This is a genomic window from Convivina intestini, assembly GCF_003096575.1.
Taxonomy (GTDB): Bacteria; Bacillota; Bacilli; order Lactobacillales; family Lactobacillaceae; genus Convivina; species Convivina intestini.
Window position 1 is genome coordinate 242,846 of record NZ_QEKT01000001.1, and the last position, 18,865, is coordinate 261,710.

At 41.6% G+C, this 18,865-nt stretch carries 14 protein-coding genes; 2 read left to right on the forward strand and 12 right to left on the reverse strand.

Annotation, left to right across the window (positions count from 1 at the left end; translation table 11 throughout):
• Positions 1-113: 113 nt before the first annotated feature.
• The 5 genes from C7384_RS01195 to C7384_RS01215 form a co-directional block, all read right to left on the reverse strand.
• A complete protein-coding gene (locus C7384_RS01195; RefSeq protein ID WP_089937633.1) occupies positions 114-2,003 on the reverse strand; it encodes a carbohydrate-binding domain-containing protein in 1,890 nt (629 codons plus the stop codon).
• A gap of 127 nt (positions 2,004-2,130) precedes the next feature.
• Positions 2,131-3,000: a phytoene/squalene synthase family protein gene (locus tag C7384_RS01200; RefSeq protein WP_165806751.1), complete on the reverse strand. Its 870-nt coding sequence runs from the start codon at positions 2,998-3,000 to the stop codon at positions 2,131-2,133.
• A complete protein-coding gene (locus C7384_RS01205) occupies positions 2,993-4,516 on the reverse strand; it encodes a phytoene desaturase family protein (RefSeq protein ID WP_089937637.1) in 1,524 nt (507 codons plus the stop codon). Before C7384_RS01205 ends, C7384_RS01200 begins: the two co-directional genes overlap by 8 nt.
• 108 nt (positions 4,517-4,624) lie before the next feature.
• Positions 4,625-6,040, reverse strand: a complete 1,416-nt coding sequence (locus C7384_RS01210; protein WP_089937640.1) for an aspartate ammonia-lyase — start codon at positions 6,038-6,040, stop codon at positions 4,625-4,627.
• Between the two features lie 79 nt (positions 6,041-6,119).
• Entirely contained in the window at positions 6,120-7,451 is a 1,332-nt protein-coding gene (locus tag C7384_RS01215) for an amino acid permease (RefSeq protein ID WP_089937642.1), read from the reverse strand.
• A gap of 114 nt (positions 7,452-7,565) precedes the next feature.
• Between C7384_RS01215 and C7384_RS01220 the strand changes: the two genes are divergently transcribed.
• Complete coding sequence (locus tag C7384_RS01220) at positions 7,566-8,438, forward strand: LysR family transcriptional regulator (RefSeq protein ID WP_089937644.1); 873 nt, start codon at positions 7,566-7,568, stop codon at positions 8,436-8,438.
• A 34-nt stretch (positions 8,439-8,472) separates the two neighbouring features.
• Here the strand turns inward: C7384_RS01220 and C7384_RS01225 are convergent, their stop codons facing one another.
• The 7 genes from C7384_RS01225 to budA form a co-directional block, all read right to left on the reverse strand.
• A complete protein-coding gene (locus tag C7384_RS01225) occupies positions 8,473-10,458 on the reverse strand; it encodes an ABC transporter ATP-binding protein/permease (RefSeq protein WP_089937647.1) in 1,986 nt (661 codons plus the stop codon).
• A gap of 181 nt (positions 10,459-10,639) precedes the next feature.
• Complete coding sequence (locus tag C7384_RS01230) at positions 10,640-11,554, reverse strand: aldo/keto reductase (protein ID WP_089937649.1); 915 nt, start codon at positions 11,552-11,554, stop codon at positions 10,640-10,642.
• A gap of 73 nt (positions 11,555-11,627) precedes the next feature.
• Positions 11,628-12,365 (reverse strand): 3-oxoacyl-ACP reductase, encoded by a 738-nt coding sequence (locus C7384_RS01235; protein WP_089937651.1) that lies wholly within the window; start codon positions 12,363-12,365, stop codon positions 11,628-11,630.
• Positions 12,362-12,916, reverse strand: a complete 555-nt coding sequence (locus C7384_RS01240; protein ID WP_089937653.1) for a QueT transporter family protein — start codon at positions 12,914-12,916, stop codon at positions 12,362-12,364. The genes C7384_RS01235 and C7384_RS01240 overlap by 4 nt, the downstream gene beginning before the upstream one ends.
• A gap of 112 nt (positions 12,917-13,028) precedes the next feature.
• Positions 13,029-14,318 (reverse strand): RNA polymerase sigma factor RpoD, encoded by a 1,290-nt coding sequence (rpoD, locus tag C7384_RS01245; protein ID WP_176760683.1) that lies wholly within the window; start codon positions 14,316-14,318, stop codon positions 13,029-13,031.
• A 1-nt stretch (position 14,319) separates the two neighbouring features.
• Entirely contained in the window at positions 14,320-16,164 is a 1,845-nt protein-coding gene (dnaG, locus tag C7384_RS01250) for a DNA primase (protein WP_089937655.1), read from the reverse strand.
• Between the two features lie 249 nt (positions 16,165-16,413).
• Positions 16,414-17,127 (reverse strand): acetolactate decarboxylase, encoded by a 714-nt coding sequence (gene budA, locus C7384_RS01255; RefSeq protein WP_089937657.1) that lies wholly within the window; start codon positions 17,125-17,127, stop codon positions 16,414-16,416.
• 57 nt (positions 17,128-17,184) lie between these two features.
• Here budA and alsS point away from each other — a divergent pair, with 57 nt between their 5' ends.
• Positions 17,185-18,852, forward strand: a complete 1,668-nt coding sequence (alsS, locus tag C7384_RS01260; RefSeq protein WP_089937930.1) for an acetolactate synthase AlsS — start codon at positions 17,185-17,187, stop codon at positions 18,850-18,852.
• Positions 18,853-18,865: the final 13 nt, after the last annotated feature.

Genomic DNA, 18,865 nt, shown 5'->3' on the forward strand with positions numbered 1-18,865 from the left:
CTTTTATTTTTTTCACAATCAATAAACATTTTACTATAGCTGTTCCAATAAGAACACTTTTTCACAAAAAAAGACCAACAATTGGTCTTTAATTTACGTTGAATCGATTTTATTTATTTTTTTGGTTGTTTAACCTTCCAAAAGGCTAGAATAACAGCAGCTTGGGCGGCAAGTGCAGCAATGATTCCCGCAATACCCAAATTAGTACTAGCATCATTATTACCAGTTTTTGGCAAAGTACTCTGACCACTGGTCGTTATTGTTGGCGTACTTGCTGCTTGCTGATTTGTCAAAGATTCCGACTGATCATAAGTACCTGCCTGACTAAACCGATTATCATCATTCAAGCTGGTCATTTGAGCACTTGTACTAGTTAATCCAGCCCGGTTATTATTTTTCGAATTGGCATGTGATAGCTGATTACCGATTTGATTAGGTTCAACGTTTGTACCACTCGTCCCAGTCATTGGTTCTTGCTGAGTTCCAGTCCGGTTTGGGCCGCCACCCTGTCCCTGACCGCCCATCGGTGGCCTACCATTACCTAAACCAGCCATGGGACCACCTTCTCCAGTCATACCTGAACCGCCACCTTGACCGGCAACTACATCAGTCGTAGTGCCATTCACAGATACCTGATAAGTTTGCCCAGCAGTTAATCCCGGCATTGATAGATTGAGATAAGTAGCTGCTTGCGGGGCCGAAAGTTGTTTAAGGGTCTGACCATTTTGAGCAACAGTGATGGTATCGCCAGCACTTACCTGACCAATTTTGACATAACTTTGGCTAGATGTCTGGGCATTGGGTGTCCCTTCTGTACCAGTACCACCCCAAAGCACTGTGCCACCAGTAAAACTAATCGTCCCATCGCCATCAATTGCACCATTATCTGGGGTTGAATCAATCATGGAAATTACGTTTCCACCAGCAATATTAATATCACCATTGGAATCCAAGCCATCCCCACCACCATGCAAAATCAAGTTACCACCATTAATATTAATGGCCTGCGGGTCCGTCGAACCCGCATCGTACTTGGTCTGATCAAGTTGGGCATTAATAATATCATCACTAGCATTCAAGTTTAAGTTGCCACCATTGATGGTAACAATTTCACCCTCTAACGCTTCATATGACTTAGTCACATTTAAATTACCAGAATCAACGGTTAAGGTGCCATCGGCAGAAATCCCATTCATGGTTGAACTGATGTTCAAAGTGCCATCCCCGTTTGAGATAAGATTACCATTGGCATAAATGGCCCCATTTGGATTAATTGTATCTAAACTCTCTTCGTTTTCTACTGGCACAGAAGTTGTAATTGTATTAGTGCCAAGCGAGGTAATCGTCAAATTACCAAATTGTTTAGCATTGATAACTGCACCTAACTGATTAGTTAAGTCCACGTTATTCAAAACTATCGTAACAGCGGCATCCACAGGGGCATTGACCACAATCTGAGCATCGGCAGCACTGCCAGATACCTGATAAGTACCTGCCTGGTTAATCGTAACGGTATGGTCTTGAACGCTGGCCTGATTAGTATCAACTTGGGTTTGACCTTGGTTGAACGTAATATTAGTTTGATTACTTATTGAATCGGCATTTATAGTAGTTGAATTCGATGTAGCAGTGCTAGCTTCAGAAGCTATTTGTGTCACGGTTGATTCAGTTGAACTTACTGTTAGGGACTGTTGACTGGTTGAATCAAGTCCGTTTATTGCCACCTGACTACTGGTACTTTGTACCTGGTTAAGCTCGCTTTGGCTGGTGCTAGTTTGGTTTTGACTAGTCGTACTTTGATCAGTTTGACTAGTGGCTGTGCTACTATTTGCGGTCCTTGTCATTTTTACGCTCGGCGTACTAGTATCGGCATTGGCCTGGAGATCTAACTGACTTAAGCCACCGATAACTGCTACTGTTGCAGCCGCAAATAACCACTGCTTACCAGCCTTGTACATTTTGTAATTACGTGTCTTTGAATTAGTGTTTAGGGATGATGTCATTTAATCGTCCTCGCTTTTTTAATTTTTTATTTTTAATTGCCACTTGATTAATTATCTTGGGCATGTATTTATAATAAAAATTTAAAGTAAAAAAACGATTAAGTGAAAATGAAATCAAAATTAAAAACTAGTCAAACGCGCTCTGAGTTTGTTTTAAAATCTGTAATTTTTCCCATTGATTAAGGTAGGTGCGTTTTTTCAATACTTGGTAATCATTAGCCATGATTTTATCTAAGATACCGCGATAGATGTTACTGGCTAAGGCCAAGACTTTACCGGTTTGCGCGTCGTGTAATTGTGCTATCAAAATGGGTAATTGGTCGTAGTCATTTTGGGCTCGCTGAGCTTCATCAGCTAATAATTTGCGCAAATTTGGTGTAACATCCCGAGCCAATAGATCTTTTGGTTTGACATGGTACTGCGCTAATAAATCATTGGGTAGGTAAACTCGGCCGGCTTGTGCATCTTCTTTTACATCCCGCAAAATATTAGTTAATTGCATGGCCTGTCCAATCTTAATGACCACTTTCGAATCATAGGTCAATTGGTTTTCCGTTAAAATTGGCATTAACATCAAACCGACCGTCCCAGCAACCTGGTAGCAATACTGATCTAAATCTGCCTGGGTATTGATTGGCAAACACGCCCAGTCGTGCTGCTGGCCAGCCCACATATCGTCTAACCAGCTAAATTTAATCTCATACAAATCAAAAATTAAACGCAATGCCTGCCAGAGGGGCTTTTTCGGAGTATCTCCCTTTTTAAAAGCGCCCCATTCTTGGGTTAATATTTGGTAAGCCTGCTCATCATGGGCATCGACGGCATCATCTAATTCACGCAAAAAATGATAAAGCACATAGACACTTAAGGCTTGATGTTTGGGTAATCGCGAGAAGGCAAAATAAAAAGAACTGGAAGTTTTTTGAATACTAGTCCGACTGGGTTCAAAAAGATTAGCATGTTGTAAAATTACTTGCGCTCGGTCCGTACTATTCACTAAGTGACCTCGACTTCCCCGCTGGTAATGGTAAATCACGCATGACTTCTTTGGCCGCCAATTCACCTGAAGTTAAGACAATCGGTACCCCGGCACCCGGATGCGCACTTGCGCCAGCAAAATAGAGTTTTTGAGCATAGGGATACTTATTATGTGGCCGGAAATAATTGCTTTGCAGCAAGGTTGGCTTCAATCCAAACGTTGCCCCATAAGCCGAATTAAACTCGGACTTAAAATCATTGGGGGTATAAATTTGTTGATAGTCGATATGTTCAAGCAAGTCAGGCAGATCTAGCTCACTGGCAAGACGGCTAAAGACTTTCTGAATAAAGTCTTTAGTCTGCTGTTCATTCCAATCATCAAAATCCTTCAAATTAGGGACCGGTGCCAAAACATAAAGAGAGGAATGACCATTAGGTGCCATGGAGTCGTCAATCTTACTTGGATAATAGGCATAGAATGAAGGATCATCAGGTAAAATACCCTTTTCTAATTCATCAATATTTTTAAAGAAATCCTCAGCCATCCGCAAATTATGAACATTTAAATGCTCATATTGACGATCAAGCCCTAGATAAATCACCATGCAAGAGATGGCATAATCCATTTGATTAATCTTTTCAACTTGATAGCGCCGTGGCTTAACCCCGGCTTTATCTGGAATTAGATGATTCATCGCATATGGAAAATCAGCATTCATCACGACGGCATCATAATCATGCTTAACCCCGCCAATCATGACCCCATCCGCATTTTTATTGGTAAAGGTCACTGATTCAATCGCTGTATTAAGATGAATTTGACCGCCTAATTCTTTAAATCGGCGTTCCAGCGCCTGCGCATAGGAATACATACCACCCTGAATGTACCAAACCCCATATAGGAGCTCGATCATAGGAATGATGTTATAAATTGATGGTCCATTAAAGGGAGAAATCCCAATATAAAGGGTTTGAAAGGCTAGTAATTTCACCAAATCTTCAGATTCTAGATATTTTTTCAACGATTGATAGGACGATGAAAAAGTTTTTAAGCGAAAGGCCTGAATCAGTGTTTTAGGATTCCAAAAATCCCAAGGACTCCGAAAGGAGCGGGCAATAAAATGATCTTTGGCTAAATCATAGCGCTGATAAATATCACTTAAATAGGCTAAGAATCCGGCCATATCTTGACTAGAAACGCCTTCATAAGTTTTGGTAATATCAACTAAATCTGAAGATAAGGGACGGTCCTTTTTACCCGCCAAATAGACGTCCATAAAGGGATTCAAACGACTCATTTGAAAATAATCGTCTGGATTAACCCCACTATCACTAAAAACCTGACGATATATTTCTGGCATCATAACAATTGTGGGTCCGACATCAAAACGGTATTTACCTGTATCAATGCGCCCCATTTTACCACCAATGTAGCTATTTTTTTCAAATAAATCGACCTGATAGCCGGCTGCTTGCAAATATATAGCAGCCGATAATCCACCTACTCCAGCACCGACAACGGCTAATTTAGTCATCAAAATCCTCCTTTTCAATGAAAGTTTACCTTCATATAATAGCATATTCACTATATAGAAATTTTTTACGAAAAAAATAAAAAAACGTGCCTCAACACGTTTTCTAGATTACTTATCAAAAACTAATCCATGACCTCTTTGACGGCCATTTTTAACTAAACGTTCAACATTAAAAATTTCTTTCATTTGGTTGGGACTAAACCAACCTGAATTTTCAGCTAACTCATGTAGCGACTGCCCATTTTTTAGTGATTGTTTAGCCAATTCAGCAGCCTTTTGATATCCAACCAAGGGTACCATGGCAGTTGCAAAGCTAATCGAAAAATGAATATCAGCCTGAAGCTGTTCCTTATTAGCTACCAGGCCTTCGATGGCATTCACCCTAAAAGTTGCCATGACAGCAGTTAAATGTTCAATTCCCGTAAATAAACTCTTAAAAATAATTGGTTCAAAGGCATTTAGTTCTAACTGTCCGCCCGCCACAGCAGCAGTAATCGTTGCATCAAAGCCGATTACCTCAAAGGCCACTTGACTAACAACTTCTGGAATCACTGGATTAACCTTACCTGGCATGATTGACGACCCTGCCTGTTTGGCCGGTAGATTAATCTCATGTAACCCGGACCGGGGACCAGAACTCATTAAGCGCAAATCAGCAGCGAACTTAGATAAATTAGTAGCTAAGCTTTTCAAGGCCGCCGACAGGGCCAAAAAACTATCTAAATTAGAAGTGGCATCAAATAAATCTTCAGCTTGCCGTAGCGGTAGACCAGTAATTTCAACCAAATTATCAATCATATGTTCTTGATAATATTGACTGACATTAATTCCTGATCCAATCGCCGAACCACCTAAGTTTAAGGTATAAAGGCCGGCTTGTGCCTGGCCAAGCCGTTGTAAATCTCGCTTTAAAGCAACCAACCAGGCGTGGAAGGTATTACCTAAAGTCATTGGCACAGCATCTTGTAGCTGTGTCCGGCCCATTTTATAGTTTTGGGCATTCAGCTCAGCCTGTTGTGCCAAAGCGTCGATTAAAGCCTCTAATTCAGTCAACAAGGGCTGTAAATTACGAATTAAGGCAATTTTACCCGCACTCGGATAAGTATCATTAGTACTCTGACCCATATTCACATGATCATTAGGATGTATCCGCTGGTAGGCACCCTTAGGTTCATCTAGTAAGGATAAAGCTACGTTAGCAACTACCTCATTGGCATTCATGTTAGTGCTAGTACCCGCACCACCTTGAATATCACCAATTGGAAAATCAGCTGAATCAATTGGCTGATCTAACAATTTTTGACAGGCGTGTTGAATTACCTGACCAATATCACTAGCTAAAGTACCACCCGCGACATTAGTCTTAGCCGCAGCCTGCTTGATTTCAATCAAGGCCGCTATTAAAGCTGGCTTAGTAGTTGTCTGAGAAATAGGAAAGTTATTCAAAGCCCGCTGGGTATGAATACCGTATCGAGCCTCATCCGGAACGGCTAACGAGCCCAGTGAATCCGTTTCAATGCGCATATAATATCTCCTTGGTTGTCAGATATTATACGCTCCTTAATCGGGACATCTCAAAAACAAGTTAGCTTTTATGACATTTTTATTTTTTGATTTTCATTAGGCTGATGATATATAGCACCACAAACCAAACCACCGCTAACAAAGTAGTAATTGTGGTTGCCGGGGTAAAGAGTAAAATCATGAAAATCATGAACAAAAAGGCAATAGTTAGCCAGTTTAAATAAGGGGCAAAAGGTAAACGGAAGTAGTGCTTACCCTTTTGGTAATTTTTAGATTGACGGAACTTGAGGTGGGTAATCATCAGACTACCATAGATGACCAAGAAAGTGGCTGAAGCCGTGGCCGTCACCAAACTAAAGGCATCGTTAGGGAAAATATAGTTCAGAATAATAACTAAACCGATTAATAGGGCTGAAAAATTAATCGCCCGCATCGGAATGGCATGTTTATTTAACTTAGAGAAAGGCCCCTGCCCCTCTGACAGAGAATATAACATCCGACCAGTCGTAAAGAGCGAACTATTTAAAGACGAAGCCGCAGCCGTTAAGACCACAAAATTAATAATTCCAGCGGCACTAGTAATGCCAATTCCGGAAAACACCTGGACGAAAGGGGACATATTACCACTGTAGTCACTCCAAGGTTGAATTGTCATAATCGCGGCTAAAGCACCAATATAGAAAATCAAGATTCGAACCACAATTGAATTAACGGCCTTAGGAATCGTTTCCAAAGGATCTTTAGTTTCGGCCGCAGTAATACCGACAAATTCAACCCCTAAAAAGGCGAAGAAGGCCATCTGAAAGGCTGCTAAGAGTTCATGACCATGATGGGCAATTAACCCATGACTCCATAGCGTAGAAAAATGAGTTACGCCAACTGAGGTTTTAACCTGGAAGGTCGCCATTACAAAACCGACCACAATCATGGCAATAATGGCCGTGATCTTAATCATTGAAAACCAAAATTCAGTTTCACCAAAAGCCTCAACCGCTGTGACATTAATGAAATACAAAATTGCTAAAAAGGCCAATTCCCAAATCCAGATGGGCGTATTAGGAAACCAAAAATGCATATAATTACCAATGGCCGTTAACTCCGCCATGGCGATAATAATCCAGCCTAGCCAGTAGGTCCAGCCTAAAATAAAGCCCGCTCGGGGTCCTAGGTACTCCTCCATAAAATCAATGAAAACTGGTTTTGAGGAATCCGATACTAAGAGCTCTCCCAAAGCACGCATCATGGCAAAAATAAAGAAACCAGTGATGATATAGATCAAAAGGATTGCTGGGCCCGCCTTTTGGATGGAATCACCAGCTCCCAAGAAAAGGCCAGTTCCGATTGTCCCACCCAGGGCAATCATACTGACATGTCGTTTTGATAAATTTCGGGCTAATTGTTGTTCAGCCATAAGTACTCTCCAATATTTGTATTTATTACTCTTTTTAGCTTATACTGCTAGATACAATAAGTAAAACTCATTTTTTTCAATTTAAAGTGAATATTTTTCAAGTAAAGGATTTTTATGAAAACTTCTTCTTATGAAATTTTTGCGGCAGTCGCCGAGTTATCCTCCTTTCAAAAGGCCGCTCAACGTTTAAATGTCACGCCCAGTGCGGTTAGCCACGCTATCAGTCAGTTAGAAAGTCGACTGGGTTTAGCTTTGATTATTCGTAATCGCTCGGAAATGTCACTGACACAAGATGCTCAGGCGCTTTTACCAATTGTCGAGCGTCTGTTAAATGAGGAACGCCAGATACTAAATTTAGCGGATCATTTGAGCGGCCTGCGAGGCGGTAAAATTACAATCGGAGCCTTTAGCAGTGTCTGCATTAATTGGCTTCCCGGCATTATTCGTGATTTCTCGCAAGAATATCCCGATATTGAAATTGCCATTGTACAAGCTAGTTTTGCCGAAATCCAACGAGATGTTCGGTTGGGAAAAATTGATATCGGCTTTACTACCCTACCGGTGACCGACTCATTGGCCGTTTTCCCACTAATAAAAGACGAAATTCAATGTGTCACGCAAGAAGATTTTACGCCACTCAATGGCCACTCAATTAGTAAGCAAGATTTAATCAATCAGCATTTTATTTTGCAAAAAAGCGATTATGATCAAGATACCAAGGCGGCTTTGGATTATTACAATGTTCATTTAAATGCTATTAATTTCTCGATTGATGATCAATCGATTATTGCCCTAGTCGAAGCTGGTTTAGGATTGGGGATTTTACCAAAATTAGCCCTGAAAAAATTGTCTGGAAATGTTCGCGTCTACCCCTTTGAAAAATCTTATTATCGAGAATTGGGCCTAATTATTAACCACAGTCAATTAGCCGTACCAGCTGTAGCAGCGATGAAAAAAACAATTTTAAATAATATCAACGCACAATAAAAGGACCTACCAAATAATGGTAAGTCCTTTTAACTTAGTTAGATGCTAAGGCATCAATGGTGTTTAAATGCGCTGCTTGTCGAGAAGGTACATAACTAGCAATCCAAGCAATCAAGATGCTCATGATTGCCGCTAGAATAATATCTCCAGTTGAAATCTGGACGATATTGTAACTAATCATACTGTACAAGGCTGCGTTCATCGCTACTTGAATTAACAAGGCCATGACAATTGCCAAAACAGCGGCGATTATCCCCATTAGGAGGGCTTCATTAGTAAAGAGTGAACGAATGTCTTTGGCCCGAGCACCCAGTGCTCGTAGTACCCCAATTTCTTGGGTACGTTCAGCCACTGACATATAGGTCGTCACAATAATCATGATGGCTGAAACAATCAAGGAAATACCAGCAATCGCTGCCAAAACCTTTGAGGCTAAACTCGTAATCGTATTAATTTGCGTCAAAGTATCGCCAACCGATTGAACATTAAAGATTTGGTGCTTATTAGCATCCTGTAACTTCTTAATGTCTTGCGTTACCTGTTTAACATTTGTTGTCGCATCAACATGGACGGGCACCGAATTGTAAGCCGTTTGTCCACCAGCGTTAACTAATTGATTCTTGATAGTTTCGGCCGTGGTAGCATTAATACCACTGTTAGCCTTAGTGATGCCGACCACCTTAGCAGTTCCAGTAACAGCAACGGCGTTACCCACTTTATCGGTTACGGAATAATTGATAGTTACTGTTTGACCAATGACTGACTTCCAATTGCTATTAATTTTTTTAGCAAAGGACTGGTCAATCACGATCTCACCGTCCTTAGTTGGCTTATGTCCAGCTTTAATCATGTTATCTTGAAAGGCTGGTGTCCAAGTCAAAATCGAACCACTCTTCTTTTGTTCGCCGACCGCAAAGCTAACCCCGCTAAACTGATAGCCAGGGTAAACCTTGCTCACATGATTAATCTTGGAAAGCTTAGCGATATTTTCATCACTGATGACCGTGGCATTATAGTCGTCTTGTAGGGCTTGTGAAAGTGCATTTTGCTCATCTTCATCAGATGCATTATTGTCGGTTGAAATTCGTTTGGTAACAGTTGGATAATTGGGATTAATAGTGTCTGTAACCTGTTTACTAATATATCCCTTCACCCCACTACCAAGGCCTAAGAAGAGAATCACCGCCCCTAGGCCAATGGCCGATCCTAAAATAATTAAGAAGTTTTGGAGCTTTTTGAATTTCAAGTGGTCAAAGGCCATGTCCCAAAGGGTCCGACGGGATAGTGGCCGGGACTTAACCCCGCGATTACGTTCATATTGATGGGAAGAATATGGTTGCTTAAGATCTTCAATCTGATCAATATGGCCATCTTCCATATGCACAATCCGAGTACCATAATTGGCTACATCTTGTGAATGGGTAACAACAATCACTAACTTACCCTCACGAGCAATTTGGTCCAGTAATTCCAAAACTTCATTGGTATTACCGGAATCCAAAGCACCCGTTGGTTCATCAGCAATCATAATATCTGGATCACCTGCCAAGGCTCGGGCAATCGCTACTCGTTGCTTTTGCCCCCCTGATAGTTGCGATGGATACTTATTGATATGTTCTTCTAAGCCAACCTTTTTCAAAAGTTCAATCGCTTGTTGCTTACGTTGGCTACGTGACATGGTGGTCATGTTCAACGATGTTTCGACATTTTCTAGATTAGTTTGGTAGTTAATCAAGTTGAAACTTTGAAAAATATAACCAATTGTCTTGCGACGATAAAGGTCTAAGGCTTTTTCTTGCTCATGATCAAGGACTTTTCCGTCAACCGTCACCGTGCCACTAAAACGACGATCTAGCCCACCGATGATATTCATTAAAGTAGTTTTACCACCACCCGATTCACCTAGAATCGAAACAAATTCACCTTTATTAAAGGATAGATTGATTCCCTTTAAAACTGGAAATTCTTCACGACCCAAAAAATATGATTTATATATGTCTTGAAGCTCCAAAAATGCCATGTATATTTCGCCTCCTATTGGCTAAAAATCCGCGTCTTAACAGACCTGAAAGGTGCTGTCCATATGTCTGCTACTATACGTACAACCAACCAGAAAGTCAACTTAAACAGGCATATCTTGTTACTTTCTTGACATGTTTAACCGATATAAAAAAGCCCTTTGCAGGACTTTTAAAGATTCATTATTTAGGTAAGTATTCAGAACGGTCATCCCAGCTATCCACACTATCGGCAAAAGCCTGTTGACGATGTGGCGTATGCCAGGCAAAGTCTTCATACCAAAGGCTACGTTTTTCTTGGTTGAGTCGTTGAATAGCCAACATTTCAGCCTCAGATAATTCAAATTCATCCAGCATGGTATTAGCGATAATCCGCTCTTCGTGGACTGATTTTGGAATAGTAATTAAGCCCATTTGATAGTCAAAACGCAAAATTACTTGAGCACTCGTCTTATCATGCTTTTGAGCAATTTCTAGAATGGTTGGATCGTTGAGGGCTTGCCCACCACCCAGTGGTGACCAGGCTTCCATGGACATACCAATAGCATTCATGTAGCTTATTAATTCCGCTTCTTGTACCAAAGGATTGAACTCCATTTGGTTGACCTGGGGCATAATATCAGTATGATCCAACAAGTCTTGCAAGCGACTAATATCAAAATTAGAAACCCCAATTGCCCGCACCCGACCTTCACGGTAAAGCTTTTCCATAGCCCGCCAAGTATCAATATATTTACCATCGACTGGCCAATGAATTAGATACAAATCCAAATAAGTTAGGCGTAATTCTTTTAACTGCTCCTCAAAAGCACGTAAGGTTGATTCATAACCCTGGTCGCCATTGTAAACTTTAGTCGTAATAAACAAATCCTTGCGATTAAGGTGATTGTCTTTTAACGCTTTTTGAATACCAGCGCCAACACCTGGCTGATTTCCATACTGTTTGGCGGTATCAATTAAACGATAACCATTGCTGATTGCACTTTGAACCGCATTAGAAGCTTCCGTGTTGGAACTCTTCCAAACGCCCAATCCTAAGACCGGAATTTCCACACCATTGCTAAGTGTCATTGTTTGGTTTAATACGCGTTCTACCATAATTACCATCCTTTCACTGCATCAAACGTTACGTTCAGTATAAGACATGAATGACCGACTTTCAAACTATTTCCTAATGTCCCAGTGACCAACCACCGTCAATGGGTACGACGACCCCATTTAAATAGTCAGCTTGTGGACTCGTTAGATATAAGGTCAAATCGGCTACCTCTTGAGGCTTGGCCCAACGACGAGCAGGCGTTTGAGCAGCAACTTGGCGAGCCATATCACCCGTACCCGCAAAATCGGCCGCATTCATCGGAGTTTCAATGGCTCCTGGGGCGATCGCATTGGCATGAATCCCCTGACTAGCATAGTCGAGCGCCAGCTGTTTAGTATAACCGACAATGGCATGTTTACTGGTAGTGTAGGCTGCCCCACCACCGCCAGCAATCAAACCAGCAATAGAAGCCATATTGATAATATGACCGCGCTGCTGAGCTAACATTCCTGGTAGACAGGCATTGGTCAGTAAATACATAGGGGTAACATTCGTTGCCCAGACGTCCTGCCATAACTGCCAATCAGTGGCTAAAGTCGGTTGAAAACCATCTAATATTCCGGCAGTATTTAAGAGAATATCAAAGGTGCGTTCCGCCACCAATTCAGCCCCTAAAGACTGCAACTGCTGATGGTTACGTAAATCAATTTGAATCACATGTAGGTTGGGGTGACTGAGCGCAATCGGCTGCTGATCTAATGCCCAAACCTGAGCCCCAGCCGATAAATAAGTCTTTAATTGAGAAAAACCGATGCCAGATGCGGCACCGGTTAATAAAATATTTTGATTTTGATAATTTTGTTCGATCATTTGCTAAGATTTACCACTTTGCTCAAGGCGAAGATAACAATACCACCAACGATTAGGGAAGCCAATTCACCGGGAAGGACCATCAAGTAAAAGGATAACCACTGCCCTAAAATGTTAGCATGTACATCTGCTGGGGCACTGGCACCGGCCGCATGGATATTAAATGCAAAGGTAAATTCGGCGGCCAAAATAGCCATACCAATCGTCGAAACAATCAGGGTACTAATGGCTAACTTGGCTAAGGTACCTTTAACTGAACGGCTAAAATAATAAGTTAAACTAGTCATGATAACTGTTCCCAAGGTACCAAAGACCCAGTCAATCCAACCAAGGGGTGATAGGAAGTTAGAAATTAATACCCCCAGTCCCAAAGCTACTATATAGCGCTTATTCCAAGCTGCCAAATGGTTTAATCCCTCTGATAAACGGAGTTGAACGGGGCCAAAGCTAAACGGCGCTACTACGGTGGTAATGGCTACGTATAAAGCGGCCACAATTGCTGTTACTGTTAAATTATAGGTCTGTGAACGACCCTGTTCCTGAGAATTCATACTTTTCTCTCCTAGTTTTTTTAGAGCGGGATGGTTGATGAACCGCTGAATTTTAGTCTAGCATAGGCCCATAAGAAAAACCACGGATTGGCGTGGTTTTCTAAAATTACTATTAATCTTCGTCCATAAAGTCCTTTAAGTGCTTAGAACGACTTGGGTGGCGTAACTTCCGCAAAGCTTTTGCTTCAATTTGGCGAATACGCTCACGGGTAACACCAAATACTCGGCCGACTTCTTCCAAAGTACGCGTCCGACCATCTTCCAAACCAAAACGAAGACGCAAAACGTTTTCTTCTCGGTCTGTTAAAGTATCTAGGACTGATTCTAATTGTTCGCGCAACATTTCGTAGGCGGCTGAATCGGCCGGCGAAACGGCTTCATTATCTTCAATAAAATCACCCAAATGTGAATCATCCTCTTCACCGATTGGGGTTTCTAGAGAAACAGGTTCTTGCGCAATTTTAAGAATTTCCCGAACCTTGTCAGCGGTCAAATCCATTTCGGCACCAATTTCTTCTGGCATCGGTTCACGACCCAAATCCTGCAGTAATTGACGCTGGATTCGGATTAACTTGTTAATTGTTTCGACCATATGGACCGGCACACGGATGGTCCGGGCTTGATCAGCAATGGCACGAGTGATGGCTTGACGAATCCACCAAGTGGCATATGTTGAAAACTTAAATCCCTTAGTATAGTCGAACTTATCAACGGCCTTCATCAAGCCCATGTTTCCTTCTTGAATCAAATCCAAGAACTGCATGCCACGCCCAACATAACGCTTAGCAATCGACACCACCAAACGTAAGTTGGCTTCGGCTAATTCTTGTTTAGCTTCTAGATCGCCAGCTTCAATTCGCTTGGACAGTTCAATTTCTTCGTCACCTTTTAACAGGCTAACTCGACCAATTTCTTTTAAATACATCCGCACTGGGTCATTAATCTTAATCCCAGCCGTATTTTCAGCGGACTCTAATTCTTCCTTGGATGGCTTATTTTGCTTGGCTTTCAGCACTTCTGGAGCAGGATCACCAGACTCATCAACAATGGCGACTCCGGCATCTTCCACCTTTTCCATCAAACGTTCAATGTTTTCCCCATCCAAATGGAAAGGTTCAGCAATTCGTTGCGAAAGTTCCTTATATACAATCTGCTTAGCTGGCTTGAATTCTTTCAATAATTCTCGCACTTGCTTTTCATAGGCCGCACTTTTAATGGGGCCAGACTTTTTTGCGGTATGATGACTAACCTTACGACCCGCTTCAGCAGCCTCTTCTGGCGACTTCCCTTCAGCTAAGGCTAAAAGTTCAGCTTTCCGGGCGCGGCCATTAAAGGCGATTCCCTGCTCATTTAGGTAGTCTTTAATTTCTGAAATTTTACTTGAACTTGAAATTTTTGCCATACTATCTCCTATCCTGTTGCATCTGACGCTTTAGGTTAATTAACTCGGTTGAAAGCTGAATTAACTTGCTATCATCATGCTGCTGTTTAGCTAAGCGAATCGCTTGCGTCAACTCATTTACCTTATGTTCATAAGGGGCTTCTCGCATTACCACCCGAAGGTAGTCCTGAACAGCATCCCGTTCCACCGCTAAATCACCAAATTCTCGTTCAATAGCCATGATTTTTTGATTTAATGCCGGTTTTTGAATAAAGTCCATAAACTTTGCTAAATCAAATTCCGAACCAACATTTTGCTGATAAACTTCAATCAACATCATAATTAATTGATAATCGGAATGTACAAAGGCAAAACCGGCTTGAGATTTCACGTAGCTCATCATCGCCGGCGATTTAATCATCGCCATGATTAATCCCCGTTCGGCTAGTTCAATCCGACTAAGGGAAGAACCCGGTAGATAAGCATTTAAATCAGGTTCAACCGGTATATGAGGTGGCGGAATTAAGCCAGATCCTTGGGTTTCTTGGCGAATTTTAGGGATTGTTGTGGTCGCTAACTGTTGCTGCAAGGCACCTTTATCCGTACCAAATTCCTCACTCAAGCGACTAAGTTGAATATCCTGTTCAACCGGACTAGCCTGTTTTAAAATCACCATGACTTCCTTTAAGAAGTCTAAATATTGAGCTTGGTTGGAAAGATTTCGTCCCGTCCGAGCAGCACTAACTAAGAATTCAACGGGCGTTAGGACTCCTTGCTGGAGCGAATTTTGTAGCGCAGGCAAACCTCGTTGTAGCCGCATTTCGTCCGGATCCAAATTATCCGGTAAAACAATAACACCCACTTCGATTTCAGGTGCTTCTTGATCAATTAGGGTAATGCTGCGCTTAGCTGCATTCTGACCAGCTTGATCACCATCGTAAACTAGTAAAACTTTTTTAGCCAAGCGCTTAATTTGGCGAACATGGTCACTGGTTAGCGCAGTCCCCATTGTGGCCACCCCAATTGCTGGGTCAAGCATATTGACGGACATGACATCCATGAAACCCTCTAAAATCATGGCCGTGCTAGCTTGGCGAATATTGTTTTTAACTTGATCAAAGTTATATAAAAGCTGTCCTTTATTGAAAAATTCACTTTCAGGACTGTTCATATACTTAATCGGATTCTTAGCGTCTAAGGCTCGTCCGGAAAAACCAACTACCTGACCGCTGGCATTAGCAATCGGCCAGACAATTCGATTGGCAAAACGATCGCGACTTTGACCAGCCTCGTTAGTTAAAAACAGATTCGAATCGTTTTGTAGTTGTGGACTAAGTTCTTGTTCCTTTGCATAAGAAAGCAAAACATTATCACCAGGAACAAAGCCAATCCCATATTGACGGATTAGTTCGTCGTCCACTCCACGTTGCTCATGCAGGTAGGCTAAGGCTTGTTCGCCCGCCGTGGTGTTGAGCAAAATATGCTGATACAGACGCTGAGCTGCTGAGTACAACTGATAAATCGCCGTGAAACGTTGTTCTCGCGGACTTTCAGCCTGACTCTGATAACGTGGATCGAGGGTTATCCCCGCCGCTTGGGCCAAAGACTCAATCGCAGCAGGATAAGTTAAATTTTCCTTTTCCATTAGGAAGGAAAAAATCGTCCCTGACCGACCGCAAGAAAAGCAGTGAAACACCTGCTTCTTCTCGTCGACGAACAAAGAAGGCCGTCGGTCCTCATGAAATGGGCACGATCCATTCCACTCCTTACCACGTTTAACTAATTGGGTATACTGCCCAATTAAATCAACAATATTCGTCTTTTGCCGAACTTCATCAATGACAGTCTGCGGAATACGTTGTGCCATATCAGTTGCCCCCATCTAAAAACAAAGGCCGCAAACAGAAAGTCCGCGACCTACTTTAATTACTTTTAACATTCTACTTGGATATTAATACTTTGTCAAGCCCTCTAAAAATTAAAAAATCGCTTTATATCAGTAATTAAGAGGATTAATTTTTTGAGTATAATAATATTATGTAAACTTAAGCCATCAATAATACTATTTTTAAATCATAAAAAATAACGCCCAAAGGCGTTACGAGATAACACTTAGTTATTTTTCAGCACTATTAATCTGTTCGGCAATATTATCAAGATTATTATAGTCAAAATCCATGAAATCCTTAGAATCCACCGGAAAATGTTCTTGGAAAGTTTCAAAGGCCTGTAAGCCTAATTCGGCCTGATTAATCTGAAAATCAAGTACATGTCCGCCAAATGAATGATCATCACTAATAAAATGGTAATGAAAACCTCCCACAGCAACACCATGGTATAGCTTGGGACTGTAATGGCCAATCATCTTGCCGGAAATATTTTGGGCGACAAAAATTGCCTGTTCCTTAGAAGCTTCAAGGAGCGTCGAATATGGTTTTTCTTGTTTACATACGGCACGAACTTTTAAATATTTGAAAGTTCCTTCTAACGCAAATGAGTAAAAAATATTTTGCCAAGGTTTTTCCTTAGAAATTCTTTCTAAAGTTTGATCCTTATCTAAACCTGAATAAGTCGCTACTTTGTCATAATTTGCGAAATGAACTGTCGCAAAAGGCACTTTATCAGTAGGTTGTAATTTATTTACTTTCCCAGAAGATGTTACTTGGTAAACGATGCCATCCAAAATAATTAATTCACCATCTAAGCCATCTCCGGTACCAATACCAGTATTACCATGCTGTAGTAATTGTGAAACAGGTAGCGTACCAGAAAATAAACCAGCAGTCAAGTCCGCGAGGGTTGAATGCTGGTATAATGTCGTTGTATCCATTGTTGTTGCGTCACTTTCTTAAAATAATTAGGAGGACTAATTTTGGAAAATAAAGAAATGAACGGTGCCGAAGCACTCGTACAATCAATGATTAACCAAGGAATCCAATACTGTTTTGGTATTCCAGGTGCCAAGGTGGATTTATTGTTTGAAACACTGCAATACCACAAGGATCCACGAGCTCCTGAGTTGATTGTAACACGCCACGAGCAAAATGCTATCTTTATGGCAGCGGCGATCGGTCGGCTAACTGGTAAACCTGGTGTAGCCCTTGTTACTTCAGGCCCTGGTGTGACAAACTTAACAACCGGTCTACTCACTGCTACCAGTGAAGGTGATCCACTAATTGCCTTAGGTGGACAGGTTCCTCAAGATGATTTAAACCGGGCAACCCACCAAGCCGTTAACAGTGCTAACTTGCTAAAAGAAGTCACCAAAAGCAGTGTCGAAGTTGAAGATGCTAATAACGTTTCTGAAGTCTTCACGAATGCTTACCAAACTGCGATTTCACCCAAGCAAGGCGCCACGTTCATTTCCCTACCGCAAAATGTTCTCGCTCAAGAAGTCAACCGGCCGGTATTGAACCCCTTAACTGAAGTCGATTACGGTCAACCTAGTCCAAGTATTTTAAATAACATCACCGAAAAAATTAAGGCCGCCAAAGCTCCTGTAATTTTAGCGGGAATGCGTGCTTCCAGTCCTGAAAATACAGCGGCTTTACGCGCTTTAATTGACCAATTTGCCCTTCCTGTCGTTGAGACTTTCCAAGGGGCCGGTGCCGTATCTAAAACCCAACTCAACAAGTTCTTTGGCCGAATTGGGCTCTTCAAAAACCAATTAGGTGATTCAGTCCTCCGTGATAGTGATTTAATTTTGACTGTTGGTTACGATCCAGTTGAGTATGAGCCTCGCAATTGGAATAATGATGCTACCCCAATCATCTGTATTGATGAAGTTCAGGCCGAATTGTCCAATGATTTCCAGCCCAAACTAAAAATTCAAAGTAGTATTGCTGAAACCTTAATCGCCATTAAAGAATCGCTACCAACGAAGCCTGATTTTGATACCAGCCGACAAGCGGAATTAGATGATTTGCGGGCTAAGTATGCCGCTATTGATGATGACAATTACCGCGACTATTTAGCTAAGCCTGCCGAACAAGATAAGCTAAATCCCCTTCAAATTTTGGAAACCCTCCAAAACAAGGTCAACGATGATACCACTGTAACTGTTGATATTGGTAGTCACTATATTTGGATGGCGCGGTATTTCGAATCATATAACCCCCGGACATTACTTTTTAGTAATGGGATGCAAACACTGGGCGTGGCCCTTCCTTGGGCGATTAGCGCCTCATTGATCCGGCCAGAGCAAAAGATTGTTTCAATTGCAGGTGATGGTGGTTTCCTATTTTCTGGACAGGATTTAGAGACGGCCGTTCGATTGAAATCAAATATTGTCCAATTGATTTGGAACGATTCACACTACGACATGGTTCGTTTCCAAGAAATTGCCAAATATGGTAAAGATTCTGGAGTTGACTTCAACAATATTAACTATGCCAAAATTGCAGATGGCTATGGCGCTACCGGCATTCGGGTCAACAGTTTAATGGAATTCAAGGATGCTTTAGATCGAGCCTTTGAAATTGACGGCCCAGTCGTAATTGACATTCCAGTTGACTATTCTAACAACATCAAATTAAAGACATCTAAGTTACTTTAATAGTAAACAATGT

Excerpts from the sequence above, each read along its gene's own strand:
- C7384_RS01195 (WP_089937633.1), bottom strand. The coding sequence starts at position 2,003 with ATGACATCATCCCTAAACACTAATTCAAAGACACGTAATTACAAAATG.
- C7384_RS01205 (WP_089937637.1), bottom strand. The coding sequence starts at position 4,516 with ATGACTAAATTAGCCGTTGTCGGTGCTGGAGTAGGTGGATTATCGGCT.
- C7384_RS01210 (WP_089937640.1), bottom strand. The coding sequence starts at position 6,040 with ATGCGCATTGAAACGGATTCACTGGGCTCGTTAGCCGTTCCGGATGAG.
- C7384_RS01215 (WP_089937642.1), bottom strand. The coding sequence starts at position 7,451 with ATGGCTGAACAACAATTAGCCCGAAATTTATCAAAACGACATGTCAGT.
- C7384_RS01220 (WP_089937644.1), top strand. The coding sequence starts at position 7,566 with ATGAAAACTTCTTCTTATGAAATTTTTGCGGCAGTCGCCGAGTTATCC.
- C7384_RS01225 (WP_089937647.1), bottom strand. The coding sequence starts at position 10,458 with ATGGCATTTTTGGAGCTTCAAGACATATATAAATCATATTTTTTGGGT.
- C7384_RS01230 (WP_089937649.1), bottom strand. The coding sequence starts at position 11,554 with ATGGTAGAACGCGTATTAAACCAAACAATGACACTTAGCAATGGTGTG.
- C7384_RS01235 (WP_089937651.1), bottom strand. The coding sequence starts at position 12,365 with ATGATCGAACAAAATTATCAAAATCAAAATATTTTATTAACCGGTGCC.
- C7384_RS01240 (WP_089937653.1), bottom strand. The coding sequence starts at position 12,916 with ATGAATTCTCAGGAACAGGGTCGTTCACAGACCTATAATTTAACAGTA.
- rpoD (WP_176760683.1), bottom strand. The coding sequence starts at position 14,318 with ATGGCAAAAATTTCAAGTTCAAGTAAAATTTCAGAAATTAAAGACTAC.
- dnaG (WP_089937655.1), bottom strand. The coding sequence starts at position 16,164 with ATGGCACAACGTATTCCGCAGACTGTCATTGATGAAGTTCGGCAAAAG.
- budA (WP_089937657.1), bottom strand. The coding sequence starts at position 17,127 with ATGGATACAACGACATTATACCAGCATTCAACCCTCGCGGACTTGACT.
- alsS (WP_089937930.1), top strand. The coding sequence starts at position 17,185 with ATGAACGGTGCCGAAGCACTCGTACAATCAATGATTAACCAAGGAATC.